This window comes from Caenibius sp. WL (genome assembly GCF_019803445.1).
Taxonomy (GTDB): Bacteria; Pseudomonadota; Alphaproteobacteria; order Sphingomonadales; family Sphingomonadaceae; genus Caenibius.
Window position 1 is genome coordinate 1,357,590 of the sequence record NZ_CP081844.1, and the last position, 26,257, is coordinate 1,383,846.

Consider the following 26,257-nt stretch of genomic DNA (forward strand, 5'->3'; position numbering starts at 1 on the left):
ATTGCGTACCTGCCGGAGTGTTGTGATGCGGTATCTTGCCTGTCTGCTAGCGCCCGCCCTGATGCTGGGCGGCTGTTCGGTCCTGGTTCCGCGAACCGCGCCGCCGCCCGATGCGGCGGGATCGTGGAACACGGCAGGGCAAACGCCGCCGCCGAGTACAGTGCCCAACACCGGCGCGCCGAACATGGGCGGCAATACCGCGACCGGCGCCCCCATGGTGTTGCAGGGCGAATGGCGTGTCGGTTCGATCGATGGCAAAGTGATCGAATTGCCCCATGCCATCACGGTGACGATCGATCCGGCGATGATCAACGTCCGTTCGGGCTGTGTCGCCATTGCCTGGAACTACACCGCCGCGGGTTCGACGATCACCACCCGCTATGCCCCGGTGATGAGCTGCATGCGCGGCTATTTCCCGCAGGAGCAGGCGCTGTTCAATGCGCTGTCGGGGCCGATGCAGGCCCACCGCACGTCCAGCGGCGGGCTGGAACTGACGGGCAACGGGCACCGGGTTCTGCTTTTCAGCCAATGACAGAACGCCTGCGGGCGGCTAGGGCGCGGGGATGACTGTCATCACCCGTTTCGCTCCTTCGCCCACCGGGCGGCTCCATGTCGGCAATATCCGCACCGCGCTGCATAACTGGATGCTGGCGAAGAAGCAGGGTGGGCGCTTCCTGCTGCGGATCGACGACACCGATGCCGAACGCAGCCGGGAAGACTATGTCGATGCGATCCGCGCCGATCTCGCCTGGCTGGGGCTCGACCCCGACGGGGAGGAGCGGCAGTCGCAGCGTTTCGCGCTTTACGAAGCGGCGTTCGCCCGGCTGGTGGAACAGGGGCGGATCTATCGCTGCTATGAAACGGCGCAGGAACTGGACCTGAAGCGCAAGGTTCTGCTGGGGCGCGGCCTGCCGCCGATCTATGACCGGGCGGCGCTGCGCCTGACCGAGGCGGACCACGCGGCCAAGGCCGCCGAAGGCATCGCCCCGCACTGGCGCTTCCAGCTCGATCATGGCGAGCAATTGGCTTGGGAAGACGGGATTCGCGGACCCCAGCATTTCGATCCGGCGCAACTGTCCGATCCGGTGGTTCGCCGCGCGGATGGAAGCTGGCTCTACATGCTGCCCAGCGTGATCGACGATATCGATATGGGCGTGACGGATGTCCTGCGCGGGGAAGACCATGTGTCGAACACGGCGGTGCAATTGCAGATGTTCACCGCATTGGGTGCACAGCCGCCGCGCTTCGCGCACGAGGCGCTGCTGGTGGGCAGCGAAGGCAAGCTGTCCAAGCGGCTGGGCGCGCTGGGCGCGGACGGTCTGCGCGAACAGGGGATCGAGCCCGAGGCGCTGGTGGCGCTGCTTGCCCGGCTCGGCACCTCGCAGCCGGTGGAACCGGTGTTGGACCGTGCCGTGCTGATTGCCGGGTTCGATCTGGGCACTTTCGGGCGGGCGCCCGCGCGGTTCGACGATGCGGAATTGCAGCGGGTCAATGCCGCAATCGTTCACCAGTTGCCGTTCGCGCAGGTGCAAGGCCGCCTGCCCGCCGGGATCGACGCCGCCGGATGGGATGCGATCCGGCCCAATCTGGCGCATGTGGGCGAAGCGGCGGATTGGTGGCGGGTCGTTACCGGACCGGTCGAACGGCCCGCTTTCGATGACGAGACCCGCGCTTATCTGGCGCAGGCCGCGCGCAGCCTGAACTGGAGCGATCAGCCCTGGCGCGATCTGACCGAAGCTTTGAAAACCGCCACCGGGCGCAAGGGCAAAGCGCTGTTCCTGCCGCTGCGGCTGGCGCTGACCGGCCGGGAACACGGCCCCGATATGGCCGCGCTGCTGCCGCTGATCGGTGAAGCCGAAGTGCGCGCGCGGCTGGAGCAGGCGGTGGGGTAAGTTGCGAGTGTAAAGCGCTTGCGCTTACTCCCGCCCGGCCTCCAACACTTGGGGCGAGCATTATCGCGCGTCCTTCGACAGGCTCAGGACGAACGGGGTGGTGGGCCTTGGAGGCCATGATCTCCTAGAGGTGACAAGCGGCCACCTCCGTTCGTCCTGAGCCTGTCGAAGGACGCGCGCGATACCTCTCAGTCTTCGGGGCGTTTCAGCTCGTCGCCGGTCAGGGTGACGATGTGCAGCAGATTGGTGGAACCGGGTGTGCCGAAGGGAACGCCGGCCAGCGCCACCAGCTTCGATCCGGCCATGCCGAACCGGTGGCGCAGCGCCATCCGTTTGCCCTTGGCGATCATCTCCTCGAAGCTGCCGATGTTGCGTGTGGTCACCGCATGGGCGCCCCACAGCAGCCCCAGCCGCCGGGCGGTGGTGGTGGACGGGGTCAGCACCAGCATCGGCACGCCGGGCCGCTCCCGCGCCACGCGCCGCGCGGTGGAGCCGGAGCCGGTGAACACCACGATCGCGGTAATCGGCATGTTTTCGGTGATCGTCATACAGGCATGGCTGAGCGCGTCGGCGGTGGTGGGATCGGGCAGCGTTTCGAGGAAATGGATACGCCCCTTGTAGGCCGGATCGCTTTCCACCTGCGTGGCGATGCGGTGCATGATGGTGACAGCTTCTTCCGGCCAGGCCCCGGCGGCGGTTTCGGCGGACAGCATCACCGCATCGGCCCCATCGTAAACCGCGTTGGCGACATCGGACACTTCGGCGCGGGTGGGGGCGGGGCTTTCGATCATCGATTCGAGCATCTGCGTCGCCACGATCACCGGCTTGCCCAGCGTGCGCGCGGCGTTGACGATGCGTTTTTGCAGCGGCGGCACGTCTTCCGGGTTCAGTTCCACCCCCAGATCGCCGCGCGCGACCATCACGCCATCGGCCAGTTCGAGGATGTCGCCCAGCCGCTGCACCGCCTGCGGCTTTTCGATCTTGGCGCACAGCGCGCCGTGGCCGCCCATCAGGCGCCGCGCTTCGGCCAGATCTTCCGCCCGCTGGACGAACGACAGGGCGATCCAGTCCGCGCCGTGGGCAACGGCGAACGCCAGGTCCCGGCGATCCTTGTCGGTCAGCGCTGGGATCGGTATTTCGGCATCGGGCACGTTCACGCCCTTGCGATCCGAAATCACCCCGCCGACTTCGGCCGAACAGAGGATGGCTGTGTCATCGGCACGGATCACGCGCAGGCGGATCTTGCCGTCGTTGATCAACAGCCGCTGCCCCTTGTGCATCAGGTCGAACAGTTCGGGATGCGGCAGATGGACGCGGGTATCGTCGCCCGGTTCGGGATTGCGGTCGAGCGTGAAATGGCTGCCGTGGCGGATCACCGCCTGCCCCCCGGCAAACGTGCCGACGCGCAGCTTGGGCCCCTGCAGATCGCAGAGCACCGTGATCGGGCGGTGGAATTCCTTTTCCAGCGCGCGGATCGCGGCGATGGTTTCGGCATGGGTGGCATGATCGCCATGGCTCATATTGACGCGGAAGGCGTCCGCCCCGGCCAGCAGCAGCCGCTTCAACATTTCGGGATCGCGGCTGGAAGGACCGACGGTAGCGAGAATCTTGACCTTGCGGCCACGCGGTTCGAGTTTTGCCATAGCGTTCGCTATGGCACAGCTTTGCGGCAAGACAAGGACAGAGGGCGCTTCGCATCGCGCGGCCGGAAAGAACGCGGAAAGAGAATAAGCTGCCAAGCCACCTTCACCCGCCGCCGCGTCGCCGCTATCAGCCGATGCCTGTGATTCTCATTTTCTGACCGGAGCATTTTCCCGATGGCCGAAACCACCGATGACCGCCTGCGCCTGCTGATCGAACGCGTCGAACGCCTGGAGGAAGAGAAGAAGGGCATTTCGGACGATATCCGCGATGTCTATGCCGAAGCCAAGGCGGTGGGCTATGATGTCAAGATCATGCGCCAGATCGTGCGCCTGCGCAAAATGAAGCCGGATGATCGGCGCGAAATGGAAATGGTCCTGGAAACCTACAAGGCCGCGCTCGGCCTGGGCTGACAGGCAGGAACGGGGCGGCCGCGTTGACAGGCGCCCCGCCGCAAAGGAGTTGAGCCGCCATGATCGTAACCACCACCGCGATTGTCGAAGGACGGCCGGTGCAGGACTATCTTGGTATCGTGACCGGCGAAGTGATCGTCGGCGCGAATATCGTGCGCGATCTTTTCGCGTCGATCACCGATCTCGTCGGCGGCCGCTCCGGCAAGTATGAAAACGTGCTGGCCCGGGCCCGGGAAGAGGCGCTGGGCGAAATGAAGGCGCGCGCGGCGCAACTGGGTGGCAATGCCGTCGTCGGGGTGGACCTCGATTACGAAGTGCTGGGCAAATCGGGCTCCATGCTGATGGTCAGCGCCAGCGGGACGGCCGTCCGCCTGTGATCACGGCGGTGCGACCAGCCGATCCCGCAAGGGATGCCGCGGATTGCGCCGCCATCTATGCGCCTTATGTCACCGATCACTGGGCCAGTTTCGAAATCGAAGCCCCCGATGCTGCCGAAATGGCCCGCCGCATGGCGCTGTACGGCCCCACGCACGGATGGCTGGTGGCGCAATGCGATGGGCAGGTGGTAGGCTATGCCTACGCCAGCCCGCACCGCGAACGCGCGGCCTATGCCGGTTCCTGCGATGTCGCGATCTACATCGCGCAGGCTTTCCATGGGCGCGGGATCGGGCGGGCGCTTTACGATGCGTTGCTGCAAGGGTTGCGAGAGCGCGGCTATCATGCCGCTTTTGCCGGGATCGCGCTGCCCAACCCGGGCAGCATCGCCCTGCACGAGGCGCTGGGCTTCACCCCGGTGGGCATTTATCGCGAAGTCGGCTGGAAACACCACGAATGGCGCGATGTCGGCTGGTGGCAATTGTTGCTCTGACCGATATGCCCGTTGTAAGGGCACCCCATCACACCATTTTCCAGAGATGAAGACGAGCCATGGCAGGCCATTCCAAATTCAAGAATATCATGCATCGCAAGGGCGCGCAGGACAAGAAGCGCTCGGCCATGTTTTCCAAGCTCAGCCGCGAAATCACGGTGGCGGCCAAGATGGGCGCGCCCGATCCGGACATGAATCCGCGCCTGCGCCTGGCGGTGAACAACGCCAAGGCGCAATCGATGCCGAAGGACAATATCCAGCGCGCGATCGACAAGGCTTCGAAAGGCGACGCGGAAAATTACGAGGAAATCCGCTATGAAGGCTACGGCCCCGGCGGCGTGGCGCTGATCGTCGAAGCGCTGACCGACAACCGCAACCGCACCGCCACCAATGTGCGCACCGCCTTCGCCAAGAACGGCGGCAATCTCGGCGCTTCGGGCGCGGTGAGCCATGGATTCGAGCGCAAGGGCCTGATCGAATACCCGGCGGGCGCGGGGGACGAGGAAAAAGTCCTCGAAGCCGCGATCGAAGCGGGCGCCGATGACGTGGAAAGCGCGGAAGACGGCCACAGCGTCTGGACCGATATGGAAGTGCTGCACGAAGTGGCGGGCGCTCTCGAAAAGGTTCTCGGCGAGGCGGAAAGCGTCAAGCTGGCGTGGAAACCCAATCTCACTGTCGAAGTGGCCGAAGGCGATGCGCAAACGCTGTTCAAGCTGATCGATGCGCTCGACGACGATGACGACGTGCAGACCGTGTGGGGCAATTACGACGTTTCCGACGAGGTCATGGCCAAGCTCGGTTAACCGCCGTTGTATAATTCCGGGACGTTAACCATTATGTCCCGGAGTTTTCAGGTTCTCTTTAGTTAACAAATCCTGTAAACCATTCCTCGGCTTAACCTAGGGATGGCTATGACTGACAGGTTGATCGGCGACATTGCGTATAGCGCGCAAGGCATGGATTCGGGCGTGGAAGCGCTCGATACCATGCCGCTCGGCTTCCCCGGCGGTGAACCCGCCGTGGCCGGTTCCGGCCGCGAATCGCGCATGGCATCGCGCCGCGAAGCATGGCGCGCGGCGGTCCGCTATGGCGGCGAAGATGCGGCCGACCGGCGGCGCGAACACCTGATCTATGCCGGAATCAAGCAGGGCGGGGCACTGGCTGCGGTGGCCTATGTCCTGTTCATGCCGACCGGCTGGGTGGAATGGAGCGGATTCGCCTTCTTCTATGTGCTGAACATTCTCGCCATGTCGATCGGCTATCACCGCTATTTCACGCACAAGGCGTTCGAAACCTCCACGCCGATGCGCTATATCCTCGGCGCGCTGGCCCAGTGCGGCGTCTACGGTTCGCTCAAGCGGTGGTGCGCGGATCACCGGCGGCATCACGCCTATGCGGATCGCGCGGGCGATATTCACAGCCCCTATGTCGATGATTACGGGCAGGGCATTTCCGGCCGCGCGGGGCTCAAGCACGCGCATCTCGCCTGGGCCTATGGCGATGCGATGACCAATCTCGATATCTACGGCAAAGGGATCGTCGGCGACCCGGTGATCGAATGGTGCCACCGGACACGCTGGCACTGGTTCGCGGTTTCGGCCGTCATCGCCCCCGCCGTCTGGGGCTTGGCATTCGGCGGACCGAAGGCGGTGCTCGGCACGGTGATGGTCGCGGGCTTCCTGCGGCTCGCGCTGGCGCTGCACGCCATCGCCGCCGTCAACAGCTTCGGCCACCGCTATGGCTACCAGAATTTCACCAGCGAGGATCAGGCGCGCAACAATCCGGTGCTCGGTTTCCTGACGCTGGGCGAAGGCTGGCACAACAACCATCACGCCCACCCGCGCGGCCATTCGACGCAGGTCCGCTGGTACGAAATCGACGTGAGCGGATGGATCATTTCCGGGCTCGAGAAGCTCGGGCTGGTCTGGGATGTGCAGCGGCCCAATATGCACGCGCGGCCGCACCACCGCTGATTTCGCCGGTAGCGCACGGGTCTTTCGGCGCCGGGACTTGTCTTGGGCAGGTCTGGCCCGCTAGGCCCGGAGGATGATCATCCTCGGCCTCGATCCTTCGCTCACCTGCACCGGCTGGGGCGTGATCCGCAGCGAAGGCTCGCGCCTGACGCATATCGCCAACGGCCAGATCGCGACCAACACCAAGGCCCCGATGCCGGAACGGCTGCTCCATCTCCTCGATGCCGTCTATGCGGTGATCGGGCAGTACGAGCCGGATCGCGCGGCGGTGGAGGAAGTGTTCGTCAACAAGAACCCGCAATCCACGCTCAAGCTCGCCCATGCGCGCGGGGCGGTGCTGGCTGCCTGCGGGCGCGCGTCGCTGCCGGTGATCGAACATTCCACCCGCAGCGTGAAGAAATCGGTGGTCGGCACCGGGGCGGCGGAAAAGACGCAGGTGCAGGCCATGCTGAAAGTGTTGCTGCCGGGAATCGCGGTCAGCGGCGCCGATGCCGCCGATGCGCTGGCGGTGGCCATTGCCGATGCGCATATGGGGGGGCGAATCTGATGTTTCTGGTGGTATTTCGCAACCGCAAGCGTGCGGATATGGATCAGGCGGCATACGAGGCCGATGCCGATCGGATGCTCGCTTTGGCGGGGCAGCAGCCCGGCTTCCTTTCCTTCAAAAGTTACCTTGCAGAAGATGGCGAAGTGATCGCTCTGTCCGAATGGACGGACGAGGCTTCGGCGCGCAATTGGGGCCAGCAAGCGGAACATCTTGTCGTGCAGGGCAAGGGCCGCAATGCTTATTACGCCAGCTACACGCTTTTCGCCTGCGCCAATCCGCGCATCCATCATTTCGAGTACGAGGACGCACAGTGACCATCACCCTTTACGGCATTCCCAACTGCGACACGGTGAAAAAGGCGCGCAAATGGCTGGATGCGCGGGGAATCGGCTACACTTTCCACGATTACAAGAAAGCCGGGGCGGACCCTGCGAAGCTGGAGGCATGGGTCGCGGCCAGGGGCTGGGAGGTGATCCTCAACCGCGCGGGCACCACGTTCCGCAAGTTGCCCGATGCCGACAAACAAGGGCTGGACGCGGCCCGCGCCGTGGCGCTGATGGCTGAGCATACCTCCACCATCAAGCGGCCGGTGGTGGAATATCCCGGCGGCCTGCTGGTCGGATTCAAGGAACCGGAATGGGCGGCGGCGCTGGAGGGGCTCGGTCGCTGATGCCGATTTGCGAACTTTCTCTGGTTCGATACTTACCGGCAACGGGTTGCGATGTGTGCTGTCGGAGTACTGCATCAATAATTTTCATAAAATTCACAAAGTATTCATTCTAAAAATATAACAATCGTACTATCGATAATTGAGTTGCAGTTCGGGAGAGTGTCATGAAAATGCGTTCGCTTGTCCTGTTGGCGGCCGCTTTGACAGCTGTCGCAGGCGCCGCCCCTTCGTTCGCGAAAGATAAGGAAGAGCCGAAAAAGTTCCCCTATCGGCCGCTTCCAGTTGAAGTGGTCTGCCTGTCCGGCACGCATCCCACCCAGACGCCGGACGGCCCCGCCTTCCCCTGCATCGCGGACGCCGAGCGTGTCGCACCCGCGACGCCGCCCGCGCCCGCAACCGCAACCACGGAACCGGCGCAAGCCCCGCCGAAGCGATAACGCGATCAGACAGGCTGCGCCGCACTGGCCCGGCCTGCGCCGGTGGCTGGCGCTCCGTTCCTCGCCATCGCTGCGCGAGGCATGTGACGATTGCCCGGCGGCGGCGCTTATGGCAAAGGGCATGGCGATGACCGACTCCGTTCGCCTTTCGCACCGATTTTATTGGCGCTTCCTCTAGGGAGCGGCAGCGTCATCATATGTGACCATTGCCGCCGTGTCGGTGTGCATGGTCATCTTTCATCCCCATCACGCGTCGCGGCGGCCTCAGGAGAGACCACCATGACCGATTTCCTCGCCACGATCCTCACCGCGCGATGTCGCATCGCCCCGCTGGAGGATGCCGATGCCGCTGCGCTGGCGGCGATCACCGATGGTTCGGTGACGCAGCGCATTTCCTTCCTGCCCGAACCGTTCACGCCCGCCGATGCGCGCGCGCTGATCGGCCGCCGGGGCATGGGCGACCGCTTCCACGGCATCTGGAGCCGGGAGACAGGCCGCCTGCTGGGCGTGATCGGCGTGCATCACGCGCGCCGCCGCGGGGAGATTGAGATCGGTTACTGGATGGCGGCCACGGCGCGCGGGCAGGGGCTGGCGCGGGAAGCCTTGCAGGCGCTGACCGCCCGGCTGAGTTTGCGCCATCCCGAATGCCGCATGGTTGCGGAATGCCATCCGGACAATGGGCCTTCGTGGGAATTGCTGCACCGTGTCGGCTTCACGCACACGGGGCAGGTCGGGCAGCGGCCCGGGCGCGTGCTGTTCGCCCGTGGGGCGCGGCATCAGGGGCGGATCGATGTGTGCTGACAGGCAGGCGCAATTGCCGGAACCATCGCGGTGGCGCCCGGTTCCTTCTTCAGAAGGAGCAACGGATATGCGTCAAACCCTGTTTACCGTGCTGTTGGCATCCACGTTCGGCCTGGCTGCCACCCCGGCGCTCGCCAGTGATCGCCCGCCGACCGAGGCGGAGCGCACGGCGATCGAAAAAGTGCTGCGTGAGCGAGGCTATGTCAGCTGGGAAGAGATCGAATTCGATGATGGCCGCTGGGAAGTGGACGATGCCCGCACCCGCAACGGGCTGGAATACGATCTCAAACTCGATCCCAGAACGCTGGCCATCGTCAAGCGCGTGCACGACGACTGATCGCGGGGCCGCAAACCCCACCAATCATGCGTGGCGCGCGGTGACGATATAGTTCAGCGCCAGATTGTCCGACAGATGCAGCCCCCTGGCGGGCGCAAAGGCGATGCCGCGCGGTTCGCCCATTGCCAGCCCGGCATGGGCCAGAAGATCGCGCAATTCGTCCGGGGTGATGAAATCGTCCCAGTGATGCGTGCCCTTGGGGATCGCGCCGACCCCTTCGGCCAGCCCGATCATCAGCAGGCGCGATTGTGGGGTGCGGTTGGGGCAGGACAGGATCATCAGCCCGCCCGGCGCCAGATGGCGGACGAGTTCGGCGATGAAAGCCGCCTTGTCGGCCACATGCTCGATCACTTCCATCGCGGTGACCAGATCGAACGTGCCGAGGCCGAGCGTGGACAGTTCCCCGGCGCAATAGGTGATCGGCAGACCTGCCCCCGCCGCATGGGCGCGCGCGGCGGCGATGTTTTCCGCTGCCGCATCCACCCCGGTCACCGCGCCGCCCAGCCGGGCCAGCGGTTCCGCCAGCAGGCCCGCGCCGCACCCGACATCGAGCGCGGTCCTGCCCGCCAGTGGCTTCAGCGCGCGGGTGTCGCTGCCCCAATGCGCGTCGATCGCTTCGCGCACGAAGCCCAGCCGCACCGGATTGAGCTTGTGCAGCATGGCGGACGAGCCCTTCGGGTCCCACCATTCGGCAGCCAGCTTGCCGAAGTGGGCCGCCTCTTCCGGGCGGATGGTCGCAGGGGCGGATGGGGCGGGGTGTGCCCCGGGAGTTGCATTCGTCATGCCACATCCCTAACAGCGCCGGAGATTTGATTCCAGCAGGCCAGACCTCAACCAACAGGAGCGCAAGCTTGGCTCGCATAGTGATGAAATTTGGCGGTACTTCGATGGCGGGGACGGAACGCATCCGCCGTGTGGCCAATATCGTGCGCCGCCAGCAGGCCGCCGGGCATGAAGTGGCCGTGGTGGTATCGGCCATGGCCGGGGAAACCGACCGTCTGGTGAACTTCTGCCGCGAAGCGAACGCGCTGTACGACCCGGCGGAATACGACGTGGTCGTGGCGGCGGGCGAACAGGTCACTTCGGGGCTGCTGGCGCTGACCCTGCAGGCGATGGGCTGCAAGGCGCGCAGCTGGCTGGGCTGGCAATTGCCGATCAGGACCAACGACGCCCATGCCAAGGCGCGGATCGAGGATTTCGATGCCGATGCGCTGATCGCCTCGATGCAGGCGGGCGAAATCGCGGTGATCCCGGGCTTTCAGGGCTTGGCGCCGGATGGCCGGGTGACGACGCTGGGCCGGGGCGGTTCCGACACGTCGGCGGTGGCGGTCGCGGCGGCGGTCAAGGCCGACCGGTGCGATATCTACACCGATGTCGATGGCGTCTATACCACCGATCCGCGCATCGTGGCCAAGGCGCGCAAGCTGCCCAATGTCACTTACGAAGAAATGCTGGAGCTGGCTTCGGTCGGCTCGAAAGTCCTGCAGACCCGTTCGGTCAGCCTCGCCATGAAGGAAGGCGTCCGGGTGCAGGTGTTGTCATCCTTCATCGACGACGATGCCCCGCTGGCGGATGAACTGCCCGGCACGATGATCGTCAGCGACGAAGAACTGGAAGGACTCGATATGGAACGCCAGCAGATCACCGGTATCGCCGCCGACAAGAACGAGGCGAAGATCACTCTTACCCGCGTTGCCGACCGGCCGGGCGCGGTTGCGGCGATTTTCGGCCCGCTGGCCGCCGCCAACATCAATGTCGACATGATCATCCAGAACGTCGCCAAGGACAAGGGTGAGACGGACGTGACGTTCACCGTGCCGCAGGCCGATCTCGAACGGTCGCAGGCGCTGCTCGAAGGGCAGAAGGACGCCATCGGCTTCTATCGCATGATCACCGACAGCAAGGTTTCGAAAATCAGCGTCGTGGGCGTGGGTATGCGCAGCCATGCGGGCGTCGCCGCCACCATGTTCAAGACGCTGGCCGATCGCGGAATCAATATCCAGGCGATCTCCACCAGCGAAATCAAGGTTTCGGTGCTGATCGACGCGGACGAAACCGAACTGGCCGTGCGCGTGCTGCACACCGCCTATGGTCTCGACGCCGCCGACGCGGCCTGAGGACACGGGGCACAGTTTTCTTCTCCCGTCATTCCCGCGCAGGCGGGAATGACGAAGGTTGGTGACGAGGGTGCGTGCAGGGTTTTAAAGCTTAGGCGATTGTATCTTTTACAAATACTCCACCCGTTCAGCCTGAGCCTGTCGAAGGCTGCATGCAACAGCAGCCCCCCTGCTCAGGAAAGCTCCTTGGCCACACTTTCGGCGCATGGCCTTCGACAGGCTCAGGCCGAACGGAAATTGGGCCGGGGCAATTCGTATTTGCAAAAGATACAATCGCCTAAGCTTAAGCCTGCACCGCAGGCGCGCCGACCCGCTGCGCGATATCGTCCAGAATGTCGGCCAGTTCGGCGGTATGTGTGACATTGGGCATATGCCCGGTGTCGAGAGTGTAGGTTTCCACCGGCCCGGCGACCGCGATCATCGCGCGCTGCGTGGCGATGGGCAGGATCTTGTCCTGCAACGTTTCGATATAGAACCGGGGAAGGGCCCCATAGCGCGCTGGGCTGAGATGCAGCGGTGCGGCCAGCGCGGTTGACGGTTCGGGCGCGATATGTGCGCGCGACCACGCCCGCTCTTCCCCGGTGTAGCCTTCGTGGAACCAGGCATCGGGATCGGGCGGCAGCAGCCAGCGCCGATCCTCGCTGAAGCCGATGGGAAACGGCACGCGGCCGTCATCCGCATGGCCCGATCGGGCAAGCAGATCGGCCATCGTCGCCATCGCCGTGCCATCGGGCAGCATGACCGCCGTCAGATAGACCACGCCTGCCACCTGCTGCGCCGCCTGTTCGGCCACCTGGCTGGCCACCAGCCCGCCGCGGCTGTGCCCGACCACGATCACCGGATCGCCCTGCGCCGCGATAGCATCGGCAACGTCGCCGGCCCAGCGTTCCAGCGTGCACTGTTCGGGCGGGGTGGGATCGCCCGCGCAGCCCGCCAGATTGGGCACGATGGCGCTGTGGCCGCGCGCCGCCAGTTCGGGCAGCAATCGGTCCCAGCACCACGCGCCGTGGAACATTCCGTGGATCAGCACGAATTTCGCCAATGTCTCTCTCCCTTCAATACTGTGCAGCCGGTTCTTGCCGCTGGTTCATGGCCGCTCCCGGCATATGGGCGATGCTGCGGTGGGCAGCAGTTCCGGCGCGATCGGCTGAGTTTCGGCCGCGCGCCGCTCCGCGAATTTCCAGCCCTGGGGCGTGTGGACGATCGTGTCTTCATACACGGCGAAGCCGACATAGGGGGTGCTGCCCGTGGCCGCGCCTGCGGTGTCTTTCATATAGACCAGCTGCGAACGGGCCCGCACCGTATCCACGGCCACTTTGACCAGCGCCGGGGCGGAAGGCAGGTGCAGAGTCCGGTCCGTCTTCCCGTCGATCATCGCGGCCAGCGCGCTTTGCCCGCGCACCGGCTGGCCGCGAACGATCAACTGCCCTTCGGCGGTGAACGTGGCCGCGAAGGCGGCCCCGTTGCCCGCATCGGCATAGAGCGCATAGCGCGCCATCAGATCGGCAATTTCCGCCCGGTCTTCCAGCGAGAGGCAGAGCGGCGCGGCAGCGGGCTTCGCTGCGGCGGGCGTGGCCGCGAGCGGCAGAGTGAGCGCCAGCAGCAGAGCGGCGAGGCGGTGCTTCATCTTTCGGGTTCCCCAATCGTTGCGAAGGGATGGTGCCGCAGCGCGCGCCGTGGCGCAATCGTGATGCGCGTCGTCTTCGCTGCGGGGCAGGGCGTGCCGCGCCACCTTGACCGCGCCCATGCCTGCGCCCACTAGCGGGCAGCATTACGATGGAGAGGACATGGTTGAAATTCCCGAAATGGGCAAAGCGCAGATGGCAGGGCAGGCGGAAGGGCCTTCGGCCGGTCATATCCGCGATGTGTTCGAACGCTATGTCGCCCTGTTCAGCGCGGGCGATGCCGATGCGGTGGCCGCGCTCTATGCCGAAGACGCGGTGCTGCGCGATCCGGTGACATCGCCGCCGGTGCAGGGCCGCGCCGCCATCCGCGCGTGGTATCAGGCCGCGTTCGACGCGATGGCGGAAGGCATGCGGCTGGAACTCGAAGGATCGGTGCGGATCGCCGGGCCTCTGGGGGCCGCTGCGATGATGGTCCATGCGGTGAACAATGGTGTGCCGTTCCGCGTGGAAACGCTGGATGTGATGCGTTTCAATCCCGATGGGCTGATCGCGGCGATGGACGCCTATTTCGGCGAATCGAACTATCTTTCGGCATAACGAGATGGCCCCCGTCCGGTGTGGGCGGGGGCCATCCGGGGCCGATCAGCGGGTGCGCGGGGTTTCGATCGCGCGGGCCTGCACTTCCCCTTCGGTCGGGGCAGGCAGGCCGAGCGCCGCCGCCACGCCCGCGCCATAGGCCGGGTCGCAGCGGGTGCAGTTGCCGATGTGCCGGAGCTTGATGAAGTCCGGGGCATCGCCCATCGCCGCCGCTGTGTTGGCGAACAGCGCCTGCTGCTGTTCCGGGCTCATCTGCTGGAACAGCTTGCGCGGCTGGGTGAAGTAATCGTCGTCATCCTCGCGGAAGTTCCAGTGATCGGCATTGCCGTTGATTTTCAGCGGCGGTTCGCGGAATTCGGGCTGTTCCTCCCACTGGCCGAAGCTGTTCGGCTCGTAATGCGGGCGGCTGCCGTAATTCCCGTCGACCCGGCCGGCCCCGTCGCGCTGGTTGCTCATCACCGGGCAACGGGCGGCGTTCACCGGAATCTGATGGAAATTCACCCCCAGGCGATAGCGCTGCGCATCGGTGTAGTTGAACAGCCGCGCCTGCAGCATGCGGTCGGGCGAGAAGCCGATCCCCGGCGGAACCGTGGACGGGGCAAACGCGCTCTGTTCCACATCGGCGAAGAAATTCTCCGGATTGCGGTTCAGTTCGAATTCGCCCACTTCGATCAGCGGGTAATCGGCCTTGTACCACACCTTGGTGAGATCGAACGGATGGAAGCGATAGGTTTCCGCATCCGCTTCGGGCATGACCTGAATGTACATTTTCCATTTCGGGAAATCGCCCCGTTCGATGGCGTCGTAGAGGTCGCGCTGGTGCGATTCCCGGTCTCCGCCGACCAGGGCCGCGGCTTCCGCATCGGTCAGGTTTTCAATGCCCTGCTGGGTCTTGAAGTGGAATTTCACCCAGAACCGTTCCCCGGCTTCGTTCCAGAAGCTGTAGGTGTGGCTGCCGAAGCCGTGCATGTGGCGGTAGCTTTTCGGAATGCCCCGGTCGGACATCACGATCGTCACCTGATGGAAAGCTTCGGGCAGCAGCGTCCAGAAATCCCAGTTGTTGGTGGCGCTGCGCAGGTTGGTGCGCGGATCGCGCTTCACCGCCTTGTTGAGATCGGGGAATTTGCGCGGATCGCGCAGGAAGAACACGGGGGTGTTGTTGCCCACCATGTCCCAGTTGCCTTCCTCGGTATAGAATTTCAGCGCGAAGCCGCGAATGTCGCGTTCGGCATCCGCCGCGCCGCGTTCCCCGGCCACGGTGGTGAAACGGGCGAACATTTCGGTCTTCTTGCCGACTTCGGAAAAGATTTTCGCGCGGGTGTAGCGGGTGATGTCGTTCGTCACCGTGAACGTGCCGAACGCGCCCGATCCCTTGGCGTGCATGCGCCGTTCGGGGATCACTTCGCGCACGAAATTGGCCAGCTTCTCGTTCAGCCACACATCCTGGGCGAGCAAGGGGCCGCGCGGCCCGGCGGTGAGGCTGTCCTGATTGTCCGGCACCGGGGCGCCGAAAGCGGTGGTCAGATGCGAAACGGGGCATTTGCCTGCGTCGGGATGCGATCGGTCCATTGTCTCTCTCCTCGTGAATGGTGACGGTACATTTTTCTATCCGGATATCCATAATCGACTAAACAAATTAAAATCGTAAGTCTAATCGACGAGGTGATTTAACTTGCGCTGTTGCTGCCATTTCTCCCGGTTGTTGCGGCTTGTCGGCTGGCAGACAGCGCTTTAAGGCGCGTGCCGACCGATTTCATGACCACCGGAGCCAGAATGAGCGCCTTTCCCAAGACAACCCACCTCATGGCGCGCGGCGCCGCATTCCTCGGCAGCGAACATGCCATTCTCTGCGGGGCGATGAGCTGGGTGTCGGAACGCAATCTGGTGGCGGCGATCTCCAACGCCGGGGGCTTCGGCGTGATCGCCTGCGGGGCGATGACGCCCGAACTGCTCGATGCCGAAATCGCCGGGACCAAGGCGCTGACGGGCAAGCCGTTCGGCGTCAATCTCATCACCATGCACCCGCAATTGTTCGATCTGATCGAAGTCTGCGCGAAGCACGGGGTCGGCCATGTGGTGCTGGCCGGCGGCATTCCGCCCAAAGGCAGCGTGGAAGCGATCAAGGCGTTCGGGGCCAAAGTGATCGTGTTCGCGCCCACGCTGGCGCTGGCGAAGAAACTGCTGCGCTCGGGCGGCGATGCGCTGGTGATCGAAGGGATGGAAGCGGGCGGCCATATCGGCCCGGTCGCCACCAGCGTGCTGGCGCAGGAATTCCTGCCCGCGCTGGCGGAGGAGCATCTGGTGTTCGTCGCCGGGGGGATCGGCCGGGGCGAGGCGATCGCGGGCTATCTCGAAATGGGCGCGGCCGGGGTCCAGCTCGGCACGCGGTTCGCCTGCGCCACCGAAAGCATCGCCCATCCGGCATTCAAGCAGGCGTTTTTCCGCGCCAACGCGCGCGACGCGGTGGCCAGCGTGCAAGTCGATCCGCGCCTGCCGGTGATCCCGGTGCGCGCGCTCAAGAACAAGGGCACCGAGGAATTCACCGCCAAGCAGCGCGAAGTGGCGCAATTGCTGGACGACGGCCAGGTGGAAATGGGCGAGGCGCAGCTGCGGATCGAACATTACTGGGCCGGCGCGCTGCGCCGCGCGGTGATCGATGGCGATGTGGAGAACGGCTCGCTGATGGCGGGCCAGTCGGTCGGCATGGTCAGCAAGGAAGAGCCGGTGGCCGACATCATCGCCGAACTGCTGGCTGAAAGCGAAACCGCGCTTTCGCGGCGGTGATTTCGGCGGGGGCCTTCCGCCCCGCGTGTCCTTCGACAGACTCAAGATGAGCGGGGTGGGGGGATAGCCGGTATTCGGGATGGAGCGGAGGTAACATCCCTCCATATCCGTTCGTCCTGAGCCTGTCGAAGGACGCGCACCCCCCAGCCCCAGGGGCACGGTCCGTCAAACTTTCCTACACGCGCCAAATCTGGCTTAACCTGCGGCATGAGACGCCGCATCGCTCCTTGTGCCGCCGCAGCCAGCAATCCCCGGGATGAAGCGGGGCGGGCAGGCGGTAACAGGATACCGCTGCGAAAAGTCACACCCATCGCCCGGCCCGCAGCAGGCGCCTGGAGAGGGGCGGGCCTGCACGCGCGGGGTGGGAAGGGGCATCATCCTCGGAAAACCGGGCTTTTCCCCTATCCGAAAGGGTGGAAGGCAGGCCCTGCCGGATGGCGGGCGGCGCATCGTCGGGCGAGAAACCGGGCGCACTTTCGGGCCGTTCTGTGTCAACCGGGCCAGTCCTGCGGGCGAAGGGCCGATTTCGGTTCCCGGCAGGGACTTGCCGGGTTACGATGTCTTGTCCGGCAGTGGAAAGAGAGAGGCAGATGGGCAGTTTTCTGATCGCGCTTGTGGTTCTGGTGGTGATTTTCCTGCTGATGGGCGTTCGTGTCGTCCGCCAGGGGTATGTCTATACGATCGAACGGCTGGGCAAATTCACGCTCGCCGCCGAACCGGGGCTGCATCTCATCATCCCGTTCATCGACCGCGTGGGCCAGAAAGTGAACATGATGGAGCAGGTGCTGGATATTCCGGGGCAGGAAATCATCACCCGCGACAACGCCATGGTCGGTGTGGATGCGGTGGTGTTCTTCCAGGTGCTGGATGCGGGCAAGGCGGCTTACGAGGTGTCGAACCTCTACAATGCGATCATGCAGCTCACCACCACCAACCTGCGCACGGTGATGGGCTCGATGGATCTGGACGAGACTCTGTCCAAGCGGGACGAGATCAACGCCCGTCTGCTCTCGGTGGTCGATCATGCCACGTCGCCGTGGGGGGTGAAAATCACCCGCGTCGAAATCAAGGATATCCGCCCGCCGGCGGACATTTCCAACGCCATGGCCCGGCAGATGAAGGCGGAGCGTGAAAAGCGCGCGCAGATTCTGGAAGCGGAAGGCCTGCGGGCGGCGGAAATCCTGCGCGCCGAAGGCGACAAGCAATCGCAGATTCTCTCTGCCGAAGGCCGCCGCGAAGCCGCTTTCCGCGACGCCGAGGCGCGTGAGCGCGAAGCCGAGGCCGAAGCGCGCGCAACGCAGATGGTCAGCGCCGCCATCGCCGAATCGGGCAGCCAGGCGATCAATTACTTCGTGGCGCAGAAATACACCGAGGCGGTTTCGCAATTCGCGACCTCGCCCAATGCCAAGACCATCCTGTTCCCGGTGGAAGCGTCCAATCTCATCGGCACGCTGGGCGGTATCGGCGAACTGGTGAAGGATGCGCTGGGCGATGGGAATGGCGGGGGTGGCGGCAATGCTGGCGGCGGCGGCAGGGGCCGGAGCGCCGATACCCCGCGTCCGCCGGTCATGCCGCGGCCCAGCGTGCCGCCTTCGGCGGGCGGGCAGTGATGGAGGCGCTGAACAATCTGGACGCACACTGGGTCTGGCTGGCGATCGGCCTGATCCTCGCCTCCGCCGAAATGGCGCTGCCGGGGTTGTTCCTGATCTGGCTGGCCGGGGCGGCGCTGATTACCGGGATTGCCGCCTGGCTGCTGCCGATCGGCCTGCCGGTGCAGATCGTGCTGTTTGCCGTGCTGGCGATCGTGGCGGTGTTTACCGGCCGCACGTATCTGCGCGCCAATCCGGTGGCGGAGGCCGATCCCAAGATGAATCGGCGGGGTGCGCGGCTGACGGGGGAAACGGCGGTGGTGACGCAGGCTATCGTCGGTGGCAGCGGCCGCATCCATCATGGCGACAGCGAATGGATCGCCCGTGGGCCGGACACCGCGCCGGGCACGCGCGTGCGCATCGTCGGCAGCGATGGGGCGGTGCTGCTGGTGGAACCGCTCGGCAGCGGTGAGACCGACGGAGCCTGAGAGAAGGGCCCGAGGTTTCCCTCAGGCCACCGTCTTGGGGGCCGCGCCGAAGCGGCCGAGCTTGCGATAGCGGACCATCCAGCGGTCGAGGAACAGCGACAGCGGGCGGGGCGTGATGCCCAGCGCTTCGATCCCCGGTTCCTGCCCCGAAGGCACGCTGCCGGCCCGCAGCAGCTTCAACTGGTCGCGGCTGATCGGGATGCCGGGTAGCGCGGCCAGCACGCCGGCAAGGCCGTCGGACAGTTCGATGAATGTCCGCTCACGCTCCTGCGCGGCGGCGATCCGGCGGTTGAGCGTGGCCACCTCAATCGCTTCGGGCCCGGCGATCTCGTAAGTCTTGCCGCCATGCGCGGCGGGATCGGCCAATGCCTGCGCCACGGCCTGCGCCGCGTCGTCGATGAACAGCGGCTGGAGCTTCGCATGCGGGGCGAAAATCGGGATCACCGGCAGGCTGGCGATCAGCCCGGCGAACTTGTTGATGAACTGGTCGTCGTCCCCCGCCAGAATCGCCGGGCGCAGAATCGTCGCCGTGGGGAAGGCCGCGCGCACCGCCGCTTCGCCGGCGGCTTTCGTCCGGGCGTAGGCGACAGGCGATTCGGCATCGGCGCCCAGCGCCGATATATGGACGAAAGCGCTCGCCCCGGCGTTCCGCGCAGCCAGCGCGCATGCTTCGGCGCCGCGCACGTGCACCGCGTCGAGATCGCCAGTGAACGCGCCCACCAGATAGACCACGGCATCCGCCCCGGCCACGACCGGGGCGATGGTGTGCGGCTTGGTAACGTCGCAGCCGACGAACTGGATCTGGCCGAGATTGGCCAGCGGGCGCAGATTGAAGCCGCGTTTGGGATGGCGCGAAGCCACGCGCAACCGCGCGCCGCGCGCCAGCAGTTCCTGCGCGACATGCGTGCCCAGCATGCCGCTGCCGCCCAGCAGCAGCACCAATTTGCCATCCAGCGGATCGGAATGTGCCATAGTATGCAGGTCCAACCTGTGTAAAAGAATGCCGTTCTGCGGCTCGCCATGCCGCAAGGCGGGGCACATCGCAAGGGAGCGCGCAATTTGTTTCGCCTTCCTGCAAGAGAGGCGTTGACAGCCCCCGGGGCGTTGGCTAGTGGCGCCCACCTACCCGCTGCACAGCGCCTTTTTCGAAGCCTGTGCGGTCCGTGCCCAGATGGCGGAATTGGTAGACGCACCGTCTTCAGGTGGCGGCGCTCGCAAGGGCGTGGAGGTTCGAGTCCTCTTCTGGGCACCATTTTTTCCTTCTGGAAGAATCCGGAAGGTTTTCAACGAAATCGCCAAGAGCACGCCGGGTTTCACGCCGTGGGCCTGCGGTTTTCTCTCGATCAGCACCATGGCAACGGCTCCCCCCAAAGGGCGTAACTTCCCGCGCGCTCAGGCATGGCTTGATTCATTGCGCCAATCGCGGCTGAATGCGGGCAGAGAAAACAGAATGATGGGGAGCATGAGGTGGCAGGAGAGGCGAATATGAAGGGGCGGCCGCTGGTGGTGGCGGTTTCGATCAATGGCGAGCGTTCGAAAAGCGCCAACCCCCATGTTCCCATCGGGCCCGATGAAATCGTGGCAACGGCGCTGTCCTGCTACGATGCCGGGGCCTCGATCATTCACTGCCACAATGCGAGCACCGCGCTGAAGGGGCAGGCGGCGGCTGACGATTATCTGGCGGCGTGGCGGCGCATCCGGGCGGAGCGGCCCGGCGCGCTGTGGTATCCGACGCTGACCCGCGACGGCTGCGACGATCTCGACCATGTTCGGATCATCGATGAGGCGATCGGGCTGGAGTTCGCCTGCTGCGATCCGGGCTCGGTCGGCTTTTCCGCTCTCGATGCGGAAGGCATTCCGATGGGCGGTTACTACACCAACAGTTACGAGCAGATCCGGGCCAATTTCGCGCAGCTCGCCGCATGGAAGCTGGGGCCGCAGATAGCGATCTACGAGCCCGGCTATCTGCGCACGGTGCTGGCCTATCATGCGGCGGGCACACTGCCGCAAGGGGCGGTGGTCAACCTCTATTTCGGCGGACCTTACGGCTTGTCCACCCAGGCCAGCCCCAGTTTCGGCCTGCCGCCCACGCGCCATGCACTGCTGGCCTATCTCGATATGCTGGAGGGGACGGACCTGCCGTGGACCGTTTCCGTCTGGGGCGGCGATCTGTTCAGGACGGAGCTGCCCGAAATGGCCATCGAACGGGGCGGCCATCTCCAGATCGGTCTCGAAAGCCATTTCGATCCAGTGGACAAGCCGACCAACGAGGACCAGATTCGGGCCGCGCTCCGGCTGGCCGAGCAGGCGGGCAGGCCGGTGGCGGACCGTGAAGCGACGCTGGCTGTGTGGCGGTCGCCTAAGGCTTAAGACCCAAGCGCCATGGCGGTCTCCCTTGCGGAGGCCGGGCGAGGCGGGCACAACATCGGGCATATCGGATTGGGAGTGACACGCATGATCAAGGCCACCGCGGATAACGTCGATTGGTACGCCGAACATATTCGCACTTATCTGGAAACCGATGGGCGCGAAGGGCACTACGTGGATTTCAGCGGGCTGGGCGGCAAAGGGCCGACGCAGACGCTGCTGCTCAAGACGGTGGGGCGCAAATCGGGCAAGGTTTCGATCGTGCCGCTGATCTACGGCAAGTTCGGTGAGGATTACGCGATCATCGCTTCGAAAGGCGGTGCGCCCAGCCATCCGGGCTGGTTCCTCAACATGGAGGCGGCGGACGAGGTGGCCTTCCAGGTGGCGGAGGATCATTTCACCGGAAGCTGGCGCGTGGCCGAAGGGGAGGAACGCGCGCGGATCTGGGCCGGAATGGTCGATATCTATCCGCCCTATACGGATTATGAAGCCGCCACCAGCAGGCGCATCCCGGTGGTGGTGCTGACGCCGACCGGCAGGACGGCGACGCTCTGATGCTCTTGCGCGGCGCGCCGGGGCACCCTGGAGGCCTCCGGTGCGATAGTGGGGGCAGTGCCGCGCTTGTTTTTGCTGGCGCGGGGAACCGGGCGGCGTTTCTTGCGTAGGGATGCCTGATGCTTTCGTCCACAATCAGCGCGTTGCAATATCTGGGGGCCTTCCTGTCGACTGTGGCGGCGCTTATCGTATCCCTCAATCTCGGCAGACGGTGGACGGGCTTCGGCTTTGTCCTGTTCGTGTTCGGCAGCATTGTCCTGATTGCATGGGGATTCCTGCAACCGGACAGTGCGGGGATCGGCTGGCAGAATATCGCCCTGCTTATCATCAACTGTGTGGGGGTTTACCGCTATCTTATCCTGAAGAAACCGGTGGCCGACGGGTGAAGCAGGGAGGAGTAGGGCGATGCGCGTTCTGCCTGCGTTTGCCGCACGGGGATATCCTCTGGGCAGAACGGCTGGCCGGACACAAATGGCACGCGGTTCGATGAGAGCGGAAGCAAAGGCATAGCGGGGTTCGGGGCGCATGACAGACGGGCCGGTAGCTGAAACACCTGAGGGCACGGTGCAGCCGATCGTCGCGGAAGGGCGGAACTGCTGGCGGATCGAACGGGCCGAGCGCGCCAGCGTGGTGGTGGATGCGGCGGATTATTACCACCTGATCCATGAAGCGATGGACAAGGCGCGCCAGCGTATCCTCATACTCGGCTGGGATTTCGACACGCGAATCTGTCTCGAACAGAAAAACGGGAAACGGTCCGAAACGCTGGGACACTTCTTCCTCCGGCTGGCGAAAAGCAATCCCGCGCGTGAAATCGACATTCTCAAATGGAATTTCGGCGCGCTGAAGCAGTTCCTCCATCCCAGAGCGGTCTGGTTCCTCCTGCGCTGGTCGCGCACCAGGGCGATCGATTTCCGGCTGGACAGCGCCCATCCGCCGGGATGCAGCCATCACCAGAAAATCGTGGTGATCGACGAGCAATTCGCGGTGTGCGGCGGGATCGATATTTCCACCGGGCGCTGGGACACGCCGCAACACCGGGATAACGAGCCGGGCCGCCGCCTGCCCGGCGGCAAGCCGTATATGCCCTGGCACGATGCGACGATGCTGCTGACGGGCGATGTGGCCGGGGCCTTGGCCGATCTCGGGCGGGACCGCTGGCATGTGGCGACCAACGGCCAGCTTCTGCCCCTGCCGCAGGCGAGCGAACGGCTGTGGCCCGACGATCTGCCCGCCCAGTTCGAGAACGTCCAAGTGGCGATTGCGCGCACGCGGGCACCGTATCGCGATGTGGAGGAAGTGCGCGAGATCGAAGCGCTCTATCTAGACATGATCGCCGCCGCCCGCCGCTTCATCTATTTCGAAAATCAGTATTTCACCTCGGCCAAAGTGGCGGCGGCCATCGCCAATCGGATGGAGGAGGCCGATCCGCCCGAGATCGTGATGGTCATGCCGCGCCAGGCCGATGGCTGGCTGGAGCAGATGGCGATGGACGCGGCGCGGGTGCAACTGGCCAGGGCCATCGCCAAAGTGGACCGGCTGAACCGCTTCCGCATCTATGTGCCGGTCACCGATGGCGGCACGGATATCTACGTTCACGCCAAAGTGTCGATTGTCGATGATCGGCTGCTGCGGGTGGGATCGTCCAATCTCAACAACCGTTCGCTCGGGCTCGACAGCGAATGCGATGTGGTGATCGATGCCGGGCTGGCGGGCAACCGCGATACGCCGCAGGAAATCGCCCGTATTCGCAACCGTCTGCTGGCCGAACATCTGGGCGTGGAGCAAGAGGCCTTCGCCGCCGCTTTCGCGGAACGCGGCTCTCTCGTCGCCACGATCGAAGCGCTGCGGAGCGGAGGCAAGACGCTGGACCTGCTCGATCTGGTCAAACCCGGCCCCTTCGACGCGTTCATTGCCGAGAACGAACTGCTCGACCCCGAACATGCCGAGGGGTTTCTCGATCCGCTGGCGGCACGCGGGCTGCGCAAGCAGTGGAAAAGGATTCGCTCCTGGCGCGGCCGGGCGCGGGGGAAGGGCGGTCGCCGTCAGCCGGTGGGCTGATCGAGCTGCTGCCCCCGCGTTTCGGGGATCAGGAACAGCACCAATGGGATCGCCAGCCATGCCACCGCGGCCAGCGCGGTGGCGGCGGGGCCGATACCGCCCAGTTGCGCGCCGAGATTGCCCATCACCGCCGGGGCGATCACCACGCCCCAGCGGCCGATCAGATTGTTGCACCAGCCATTCGCCGCGCCGCGCAATTCGGTGGGGAACAGTTCGCTGTTCAACGTGTAGGCGACTGTCCAGACGCCCAGCATCGTCTGCAGCCCGACGAATGACGCGGTGATCGCGTGCCATCCGGTGGAGGCATAACAACTCACCGTCAGCAGGCCGAGCAGTCCGGCAAACAGGCTCACCGTCCAGCGCCGCCCTATGGCATCGGACAGCAGGCCCGCCCCCATATATCCGACAAAGGCCCCGACCAGACCGAGCGGAGCGATCGCGGCGAGGTCACTGGCCGGCCAGTGACGTTCCTTGACCACGTAGAGCGTGAAGAACAGCCCGCCGACCGAACTGGCGAAGTTGACGATGAACCACAGCGCGCTCATCGCGAAGAAGCGCATACGCAGGTGCGGGGCCAGCAACAGCCGCAATTCCGCGAGAGCCGATGGCCGCGCCAGCCCGCGTCCGCGCACGGCCAGCCAGATCGGCGTTTCGCGCAGGCGCCACAGCAGCAGCGGCATCATCAACAGGGGCGCCGCGCCGATCACGAACAGCATCCGCCAGCCGAGCGGGCTTTCCAGCGCAGGGCCGATGGCGAGGAACGGCAGGGCCGCGCCGAAGCTGCCCATCGCGCCGAGCATGCCGTTTGCCCGGCCGCGCAAGTGCGCGGGCAGGGATTCGCTGACGATGAGATAGGCCAGCGCCACCTGCCCCACGAGCAGCGCCCGGGTGACGAACTGGATCGCGGTGTAGGACGCGATGTTCCACGTCAGCACGGTCGCCAGCGAACCGAGCGAAAAACCCGCCGCCGCCAGCAGCAGGAGCGGGCGGCGGCCGAAACGGTCGGCCAGGCGCAGCAGCATCCAGGCCGCCATCGATCCCAGCGCGATCACGGCCAGCGCATCGCCCAGCCGCTCGGTCGGCGTGCTGAATTCCTTGCTCAGGTACGGCAGGACCACGCTGGTGGCGCTGATGTCGAACCCTTCGAACATCACCACCACCGCCAGCATGGCCAGCGTGATGAACTGTTCGCGCGTGAGTTTTTCGCCCGTTCCGGCGGCTATGGCGGCGGGGCCTGTTGCCGGGATCATGCGGCGGTGTGCTGCGATGGGGCGAGGGGCGATGCAGAGGTGCGGCCCTGCGAAGCGGCGGTGGCTTTCATGCTGGCGATCATTGGGCGATGCGCGCGCCCGGTCAAGCGCGGAGGCTGTCCAGCGGTACGACGCGGCAACGCGGGATGGGGTGATGTTTCGTGCTGATCCAGCGCAGCAGCGCAGTGCCGCTGGCGTGGCCGGTGGTATCGATCCAGTTGTAGGGGGCGCCGGGATCGCTGGGTGCGACAACGATGCGCAGCAGGCCATCATCCCCGATCCGGGCGCGATGCTTGGTCAGCCAGGCGTGAGGGATGAACGTGTAATCGGCCGATTCCATCCACCAGTTCTGCAAGACGAAATTCCAGAACCGGCATTCGGGCACTTCGGTTTCGATCAACCAGGCTTCGCCGGGCTGTAACCGCCAGTAGCCGTGCAGATAATGGATATTGGGATCGCCGCCCACGTTCTGAAAAATGGTCTGGTCCCATGGCAGCAGTTCGTTGGGCCGGGCCATGAACATTTCGCTCCATCCCGCGAAGGCCCGGGCGGTTTGAGTCACGAAGGCGGCGGCCGCCGTCAACGAACGGTCCATCATCGCGGGATCGGCGGGGGCGGGGCGAGCCGGGCGGTCGAGGCATTCGATCGTCAACCGGGCCGGGCTTTCCGCCCCCCCGCGATCCAGAAACGTCTGCCGCACCAGCAGCATCGAACTGTCGGCCTGCATCGGCAGCCAGTTGCCCTGCGCCGGCTTCTGCTGGCTGACCGTGATCGCGAAGCTGCCATCGGGTGCGATGTCCATCGCCGCGTCCTCCAGCTCTCCGGTGGAAGCCATGCCCCCGTCGATGGCGAAGCGGTTGGCCTTGGTCCCGAAGCTGAGGTAGGACACCGTCCCGCGCTGCCCGTGCAGGACATAGGTCCGGTCCGCCCTAATGGTGGCGTTGAGATAGAGATTGTCGGGATTGTCCCCGCCGATTTTCAGCGTGTCGCTGGTCAGGCGGTAGAAGCGGGGAAAATCCGCATCGCCTCCTTCGATGATCGACAGGAACGCGGCCCGGGTCAGCCGGGTGAGATACCGCAGCCCTTCCGCCTGATCGAGTGGGGCTTTGGGTGCGGATGCGCGCTCCAGCACTGCCCCGGCTTCGGCCAGCCGGTTGCAGAACGCGCTCCATTCCTTCGCCAGTCCGTTTGTCATCACCGCTCACCTTCCCTGTGGAGGGACGATCCCAATCTCGATGGAAGGGG

The 26,257-nt window shown here is 65.0% G+C and carries 30 protein-coding genes and 1 tRNA gene; 23 read left to right on the forward strand and 8 right to left on the reverse strand.

Annotation, left to right across the window (positions count from 1 at the left end):
- The first annotated feature begins 25 nt into the window (after positions 1-25).
- Both K5X80_RS06255 and gltX read left to right on the forward strand, forming a co-directional pair.
- Positions 26-532, forward strand: coding sequence for an META domain-containing protein (locus K5X80_RS06255; protein WP_222559984.1), 507 nt, complete (start codon positions 26-28; stop codon positions 530-532).
- 31 nt (positions 533-563) lie between these two features.
- Positions 564-1,892, forward strand: coding sequence for a glutamate--tRNA ligase (gene gltX, locus K5X80_RS06260; RefSeq protein ID WP_222559985.1), 1,329 nt, complete (start codon positions 564-566; stop codon positions 1,890-1,892).
- Between the two features lie 188 nt (positions 1,893-2,080).
- Here the strand turns inward: gltX and pyk are convergent, their stop codons facing one another.
- The gene (pyk, locus tag K5X80_RS06265) at positions 2,081-3,535 is read right to left on the reverse strand and encodes a pyruvate kinase (protein ID WP_222559986.1); all 1,455 of its coding nucleotides are present in this window, start codon (positions 3,533-3,535) and stop codon (positions 2,081-2,083) included.
- Between the two features lie 174 nt (positions 3,536-3,709).
- Here pyk and K5X80_RS06270 point away from each other — a divergent pair, with 174 nt between their 5' ends.
- The 11 genes from K5X80_RS06270 (at position 3,710) to K5X80_RS06320 (ending at position 9,579) form a co-directional block, all read left to right on the forward strand.
- Complete coding sequence (locus K5X80_RS06270) at positions 3,710-3,946, forward strand: DUF2312 domain-containing protein (protein ID WP_222559987.1); 237 nt, start codon at positions 3,710-3,712, stop codon at positions 3,944-3,946.
- A 59-nt stretch (positions 3,947-4,005) separates the two neighbouring features.
- Positions 4,006-4,323 (forward strand): heavy metal-binding domain-containing protein, encoded by a 318-nt coding sequence (locus K5X80_RS06275; protein ID WP_222559988.1) that lies wholly within the window; start codon positions 4,006-4,008, stop codon positions 4,321-4,323.
- Entirely contained in the window at positions 4,320-4,814 is a 495-nt protein-coding gene (locus K5X80_RS06280; protein ID WP_222559989.1) for an arsinothricin resistance N-acetyltransferase ArsN1 family B, read from the forward strand. Before K5X80_RS06275 ends, K5X80_RS06280 begins: the two co-directional genes overlap by 4 nt.
- 59 nt (positions 4,815-4,873) lie before the next feature.
- Positions 4,874-5,617 (forward strand): YebC/PmpR family DNA-binding transcriptional regulator, encoded by a 744-nt coding sequence (locus tag K5X80_RS06285; RefSeq protein WP_222559990.1) that lies wholly within the window; start codon positions 4,874-4,876, stop codon positions 5,615-5,617.
- A gap of 108 nt (positions 5,618-5,725) precedes the next feature.
- Positions 5,726-6,787, forward strand: coding sequence for an acyl-CoA desaturase (locus K5X80_RS06290; RefSeq protein ID WP_222559991.1), 1,062 nt, complete (start codon positions 5,726-5,728; stop codon positions 6,785-6,787).
- A 73-nt stretch (positions 6,788-6,860) separates the two neighbouring features.
- A complete protein-coding gene (gene ruvC / locus K5X80_RS06295) occupies positions 6,861-7,334 on the forward strand; it encodes a crossover junction endodeoxyribonuclease RuvC (RefSeq protein WP_222559992.1) in 474 nt (157 codons plus the stop codon).
- A complete protein-coding gene (locus K5X80_RS06300) occupies positions 7,334-7,648 on the forward strand; it encodes an antibiotic biosynthesis monooxygenase family protein (RefSeq protein ID WP_222559993.1) in 315 nt (104 codons plus the stop codon). Before ruvC ends, K5X80_RS06300 begins: the two co-directional genes overlap by 1 nt.
- Entirely contained in the window at positions 7,645-8,004 is a 360-nt protein-coding gene (locus K5X80_RS06305; RefSeq protein WP_222559994.1) for an arsenate reductase, read from the forward strand. Before K5X80_RS06300 ends, K5X80_RS06305 begins: the two co-directional genes overlap by 4 nt.
- A gap of 164 nt (positions 8,005-8,168) precedes the next feature.
- Positions 8,169-8,441, forward strand: a complete 273-nt coding sequence (locus K5X80_RS06310) for a hypothetical protein (RefSeq protein ID WP_222559995.1) — start codon at positions 8,169-8,171, stop codon at positions 8,439-8,441.
- A 279-nt stretch (positions 8,442-8,720) separates the two neighbouring features.
- A complete protein-coding gene (locus K5X80_RS06315) occupies positions 8,721-9,242 on the forward strand; it encodes a GNAT family N-acetyltransferase (protein ID WP_222559996.1) in 522 nt (173 codons plus the stop codon).
- 67 nt (positions 9,243-9,309) lie between these two features.
- Positions 9,310-9,579 (forward strand): PepSY domain-containing protein, encoded by a 270-nt coding sequence (locus tag K5X80_RS06320; protein ID WP_222559997.1) that lies wholly within the window; start codon positions 9,310-9,312, stop codon positions 9,577-9,579.
- A gap of 24 nt (positions 9,580-9,603) precedes the next feature.
- Here the strand turns inward: K5X80_RS06320 and ubiG are convergent, their stop codons facing one another.
- Positions 9,604-10,362 carry a bifunctional 2-polyprenyl-6-hydroxyphenol methylase/3-demethylubiquinol 3-O-methyltransferase UbiG gene (gene ubiG / locus K5X80_RS06325; RefSeq protein WP_222559998.1) on the reverse strand — a complete coding sequence of 253 codons (759 nt, stop codon included), beginning with the start codon at positions 10,360-10,362 and terminating at the stop codon, positions 9,604-9,606.
- 68 nt (positions 10,363-10,430) lie between these two features.
- Here ubiG and K5X80_RS06330 point away from each other — a divergent pair, with 68 nt between their 5' ends.
- Positions 10,431-11,696 (forward strand): aspartate kinase, encoded by a 1,266-nt coding sequence (locus K5X80_RS06330; protein ID WP_222559999.1) that lies wholly within the window; start codon positions 10,431-10,433, stop codon positions 11,694-11,696.
- A 283-nt stretch (positions 11,697-11,979) separates the two neighbouring features.
- On the opposite strand, the gene K5X80_RS06335 is transcribed toward K5X80_RS06330, so the two are convergent.
- Both K5X80_RS06335 and K5X80_RS06340 read right to left on the reverse strand, forming a co-directional pair.
- Positions 11,980-12,738 carry an alpha/beta fold hydrolase gene (locus tag K5X80_RS06335; RefSeq protein WP_222560000.1) on the reverse strand — a complete coding sequence of 253 codons (759 nt, stop codon included), beginning with the start codon at positions 12,736-12,738 and terminating at the stop codon, positions 11,980-11,982.
- A gap of 45 nt (positions 12,739-12,783) precedes the next feature.
- Entirely contained in the window at positions 12,784-13,323 is a 540-nt protein-coding gene (locus K5X80_RS06340; RefSeq protein ID WP_222560001.1) for a nuclear transport factor 2 family protein, read from the reverse strand.
- Positions 13,324-13,441: 118 nt separating this feature from the next.
- On the opposite strand from K5X80_RS06340, the gene K5X80_RS06345 reads away from it, so the two are divergent.
- A complete protein-coding gene (locus K5X80_RS06345; RefSeq protein WP_222560002.1) occupies positions 13,442-13,918 on the forward strand; it encodes an SgcJ/EcaC family oxidoreductase in 477 nt (158 codons plus the stop codon).
- Positions 13,919-13,963: 45 nt separating this feature from the next.
- On the opposite strand, the gene K5X80_RS06350 is transcribed toward K5X80_RS06345, so the two are convergent.
- A complete protein-coding gene (locus K5X80_RS06350) occupies positions 13,964-15,487 on the reverse strand; it encodes a catalase (protein WP_222560003.1) in 1,524 nt (507 codons plus the stop codon).
- Between the two features lie 204 nt (positions 15,488-15,691).
- Between K5X80_RS06350 and K5X80_RS06355 the strand changes: the two genes are divergently transcribed.
- The 3 genes from K5X80_RS06355 to K5X80_RS06365 all read left to right on the forward strand — a co-directional run bounded on the left by K5X80_RS06355 (position 15,692) and on the right by K5X80_RS06365 (position 18,779).
- Entirely contained in the window at positions 15,692-16,702 is a 1,011-nt protein-coding gene (locus tag K5X80_RS06355) for an NAD(P)H-dependent flavin oxidoreductase (RefSeq protein ID WP_222560004.1), read from the forward strand.
- 590 nt (positions 16,703-17,292) lie between these two features.
- Positions 17,293-18,312: an SPFH domain-containing protein gene (locus K5X80_RS06360; protein ID WP_222560005.1), complete on the forward strand. Its 1,020-nt coding sequence runs from the start codon at positions 17,293-17,295 to the stop codon at positions 18,310-18,312.
- Positions 18,312-18,779: an NfeD family protein gene (locus tag K5X80_RS06365; RefSeq protein ID WP_222560006.1), complete on the forward strand. Its 468-nt coding sequence runs from the start codon at positions 18,312-18,314 to the stop codon at positions 18,777-18,779. The genes K5X80_RS06360 and K5X80_RS06365 overlap by 1 nt, the downstream gene beginning before the upstream one ends.
- A 21-nt stretch (positions 18,780-18,800) precedes the next feature.
- On the opposite strand, the gene K5X80_RS06370 is transcribed toward K5X80_RS06365, so the two are convergent.
- Positions 18,801-19,751: an NAD(P)H-binding protein gene (locus tag K5X80_RS06370; RefSeq protein WP_222560007.1), complete on the reverse strand. Its 951-nt coding sequence runs from the start codon at positions 19,749-19,751 to the stop codon at positions 18,801-18,803.
- Positions 19,752-19,944: 193 nt separating this feature from the next.
- Between K5X80_RS06370 and K5X80_RS06375 the strand changes: the two genes are divergently transcribed.
- The 5 genes from K5X80_RS06375 to K5X80_RS06395 all read left to right on the forward strand — a co-directional run bounded on the left by K5X80_RS06375 (position 19,945) and on the right by K5X80_RS06395 (position 23,762).
- Positions 19,945-20,031, forward strand: a tRNA-Leu gene (locus tag K5X80_RS06375).
- 233 nt (positions 20,032-20,264) lie between these two features.
- Positions 20,265-21,149, forward strand: coding sequence for a beta-keto acid cleavage family enzyme (locus tag K5X80_RS06380; RefSeq protein ID WP_222560008.1), 885 nt, complete (start codon positions 20,265-20,267; stop codon positions 21,147-21,149).
- An 84-nt stretch (positions 21,150-21,233) separates the two neighbouring features.
- Positions 21,234-21,701 (forward strand): nitroreductase family deazaflavin-dependent oxidoreductase, encoded by a 468-nt coding sequence (locus K5X80_RS06385; RefSeq protein ID WP_222560009.1) that lies wholly within the window; start codon positions 21,234-21,236, stop codon positions 21,699-21,701.
- A 119-nt stretch (positions 21,702-21,820) separates the two neighbouring features.
- Positions 21,821-22,087, forward strand: coding sequence for a hypothetical protein (locus K5X80_RS06390; RefSeq protein ID WP_222560010.1), 267 nt, complete (start codon positions 21,821-21,823; stop codon positions 22,085-22,087).
- Between the two features lie 139 nt (positions 22,088-22,226).
- Positions 22,227-23,762 carry a phospholipase D-like domain-containing protein gene (locus tag K5X80_RS06395; protein ID WP_222560011.1) on the forward strand — a complete coding sequence of 512 codons (1,536 nt, stop codon included), beginning with the start codon at positions 22,227-22,229 and terminating at the stop codon, positions 23,760-23,762.
- Here K5X80_RS06395 and K5X80_RS06400 read toward each other — a convergent pair.
- Positions 23,747-25,012 carry an MFS transporter gene (locus K5X80_RS06400; RefSeq protein ID WP_222560012.1) on the reverse strand — a complete coding sequence of 422 codons (1,266 nt, stop codon included), beginning with the start codon at positions 25,010-25,012 and terminating at the stop codon, positions 23,747-23,749. The two genes, K5X80_RS06395 and K5X80_RS06400, sit on opposite strands and share 16 nt — an antisense overlap.
- A gap of 103 nt (positions 25,013-25,115) precedes the next feature.
- Positions 25,116-26,207, reverse strand: a complete 1,092-nt coding sequence (locus K5X80_RS06405) for a DUF1214 domain-containing protein (RefSeq protein WP_222560013.1) — start codon at positions 26,205-26,207, stop codon at positions 25,116-25,118.
- Positions 26,208-26,257: the final 50 nt, after the last annotated feature.

Bases quoted from the DNA above. Each gene is read 5' to 3' on its own strand.
- K5X80_RS06255 (WP_222559984.1), top strand. From the start codon at position 26: ATGCGGTATCTTGCCTGTCTGCTAGCGCCCGCCCTGATGCTGGGCGGC.
- gltX (WP_222559985.1), top strand. From the start codon at position 564: ATGACTGTCATCACCCGTTTCGCTCCTTCGCCCACCGGGCGGCTCCAT.
- pyk (WP_222559986.1), bottom strand. From the start codon at position 3,535: ATGGCAAAACTCGAACCGCGTGGCCGCAAGGTCAAGATTCTCGCTACC.
- K5X80_RS06270 (WP_222559987.1), top strand. From the start codon at position 3,710: ATGGCCGAAACCACCGATGACCGCCTGCGCCTGCTGATCGAACGCGTC.
- K5X80_RS06275 (WP_222559988.1), top strand. From the start codon at position 4,006: ATGATCGTAACCACCACCGCGATTGTCGAAGGACGGCCGGTGCAGGAC.
- K5X80_RS06285 (WP_222559990.1), top strand. From the start codon at position 4,874: ATGGCAGGCCATTCCAAATTCAAGAATATCATGCATCGCAAGGGCGCG.
- K5X80_RS06290 (WP_222559991.1), top strand. From the start codon at position 5,726: ATGACTGACAGGTTGATCGGCGACATTGCGTATAGCGCGCAAGGCATG.
- ruvC (WP_222559992.1), top strand. From the start codon at position 6,861: ATGATCATCCTCGGCCTCGATCCTTCGCTCACCTGCACCGGCTGGGGC.
- K5X80_RS06300 (WP_222559993.1), top strand. From the start codon at position 7,334: ATGTTTCTGGTGGTATTTCGCAACCGCAAGCGTGCGGATATGGATCAG.
- K5X80_RS06310 (WP_222559995.1), top strand. From the start codon at position 8,169: ATGAAAATGCGTTCGCTTGTCCTGTTGGCGGCCGCTTTGACAGCTGTC.
- K5X80_RS06315 (WP_222559996.1), top strand. From the start codon at position 8,721: ATGACCGATTTCCTCGCCACGATCCTCACCGCGCGATGTCGCATCGCC.
- K5X80_RS06320 (WP_222559997.1), top strand. From the start codon at position 9,310: ATGCGTCAAACCCTGTTTACCGTGCTGTTGGCATCCACGTTCGGCCTG.
- ubiG (WP_222559998.1), bottom strand. From the start codon at position 10,362: ATGACGAATGCAACTCCCGGGGCACACCCCGCCCCATCCGCCCCTGCG.
- K5X80_RS06340 (WP_222560001.1), bottom strand. From the start codon at position 13,323: ATGAAGCACCGCCTCGCCGCTCTGCTGCTGGCGCTCACTCTGCCGCTC.
- K5X80_RS06345 (WP_222560002.1), top strand. From the start codon at position 13,442: ATGCCTGCGCCCACTAGCGGGCAGCATTACGATGGAGAGGACATGGTT.
- K5X80_RS06350 (WP_222560003.1), bottom strand. From the start codon at position 15,487: ATGGACCGATCGCATCCCGACGCAGGCAAATGCCCCGTTTCGCATCTG.
- K5X80_RS06355 (WP_222560004.1), top strand. From the start codon at position 15,692: ATGAGCGCCTTTCCCAAGACAACCCACCTCATGGCGCGCGGCGCCGCA.
- K5X80_RS06360 (WP_222560005.1), top strand. From the start codon at position 17,293: ATGGGCAGTTTTCTGATCGCGCTTGTGGTTCTGGTGGTGATTTTCCTG.
- K5X80_RS06365 (WP_222560006.1), top strand. From the start codon at position 18,312: ATGGAGGCGCTGAACAATCTGGACGCACACTGGGTCTGGCTGGCGATC.
- K5X80_RS06370 (WP_222560007.1), bottom strand. From the start codon at position 19,751: ATGGCACATTCCGATCCGCTGGATGGCAAATTGGTGCTGCTGCTGGGC.
- K5X80_RS06380 (WP_222560008.1), top strand. From the start codon at position 20,265: ATGAAGGGGCGGCCGCTGGTGGTGGCGGTTTCGATCAATGGCGAGCGT.
- K5X80_RS06385 (WP_222560009.1), top strand. From the start codon at position 21,234: ATGATCAAGGCCACCGCGGATAACGTCGATTGGTACGCCGAACATATT.
- K5X80_RS06390 (WP_222560010.1), top strand. From the start codon at position 21,821: ATGCTTTCGTCCACAATCAGCGCGTTGCAATATCTGGGGGCCTTCCTG.
- K5X80_RS06395 (WP_222560011.1), top strand. From the start codon at position 22,227: ATGACAGACGGGCCGGTAGCTGAAACACCTGAGGGCACGGTGCAGCCG.
- K5X80_RS06400 (WP_222560012.1), bottom strand. From the start codon at position 25,012: ATGATCCCGGCAACAGGCCCCGCCGCCATAGCCGCCGGAACGGGCGAA.
- K5X80_RS06405 (WP_222560013.1), bottom strand. From the start codon at position 26,207: ATGACAAACGGACTGGCGAAGGAATGGAGCGCGTTCTGCAACCGGCTG.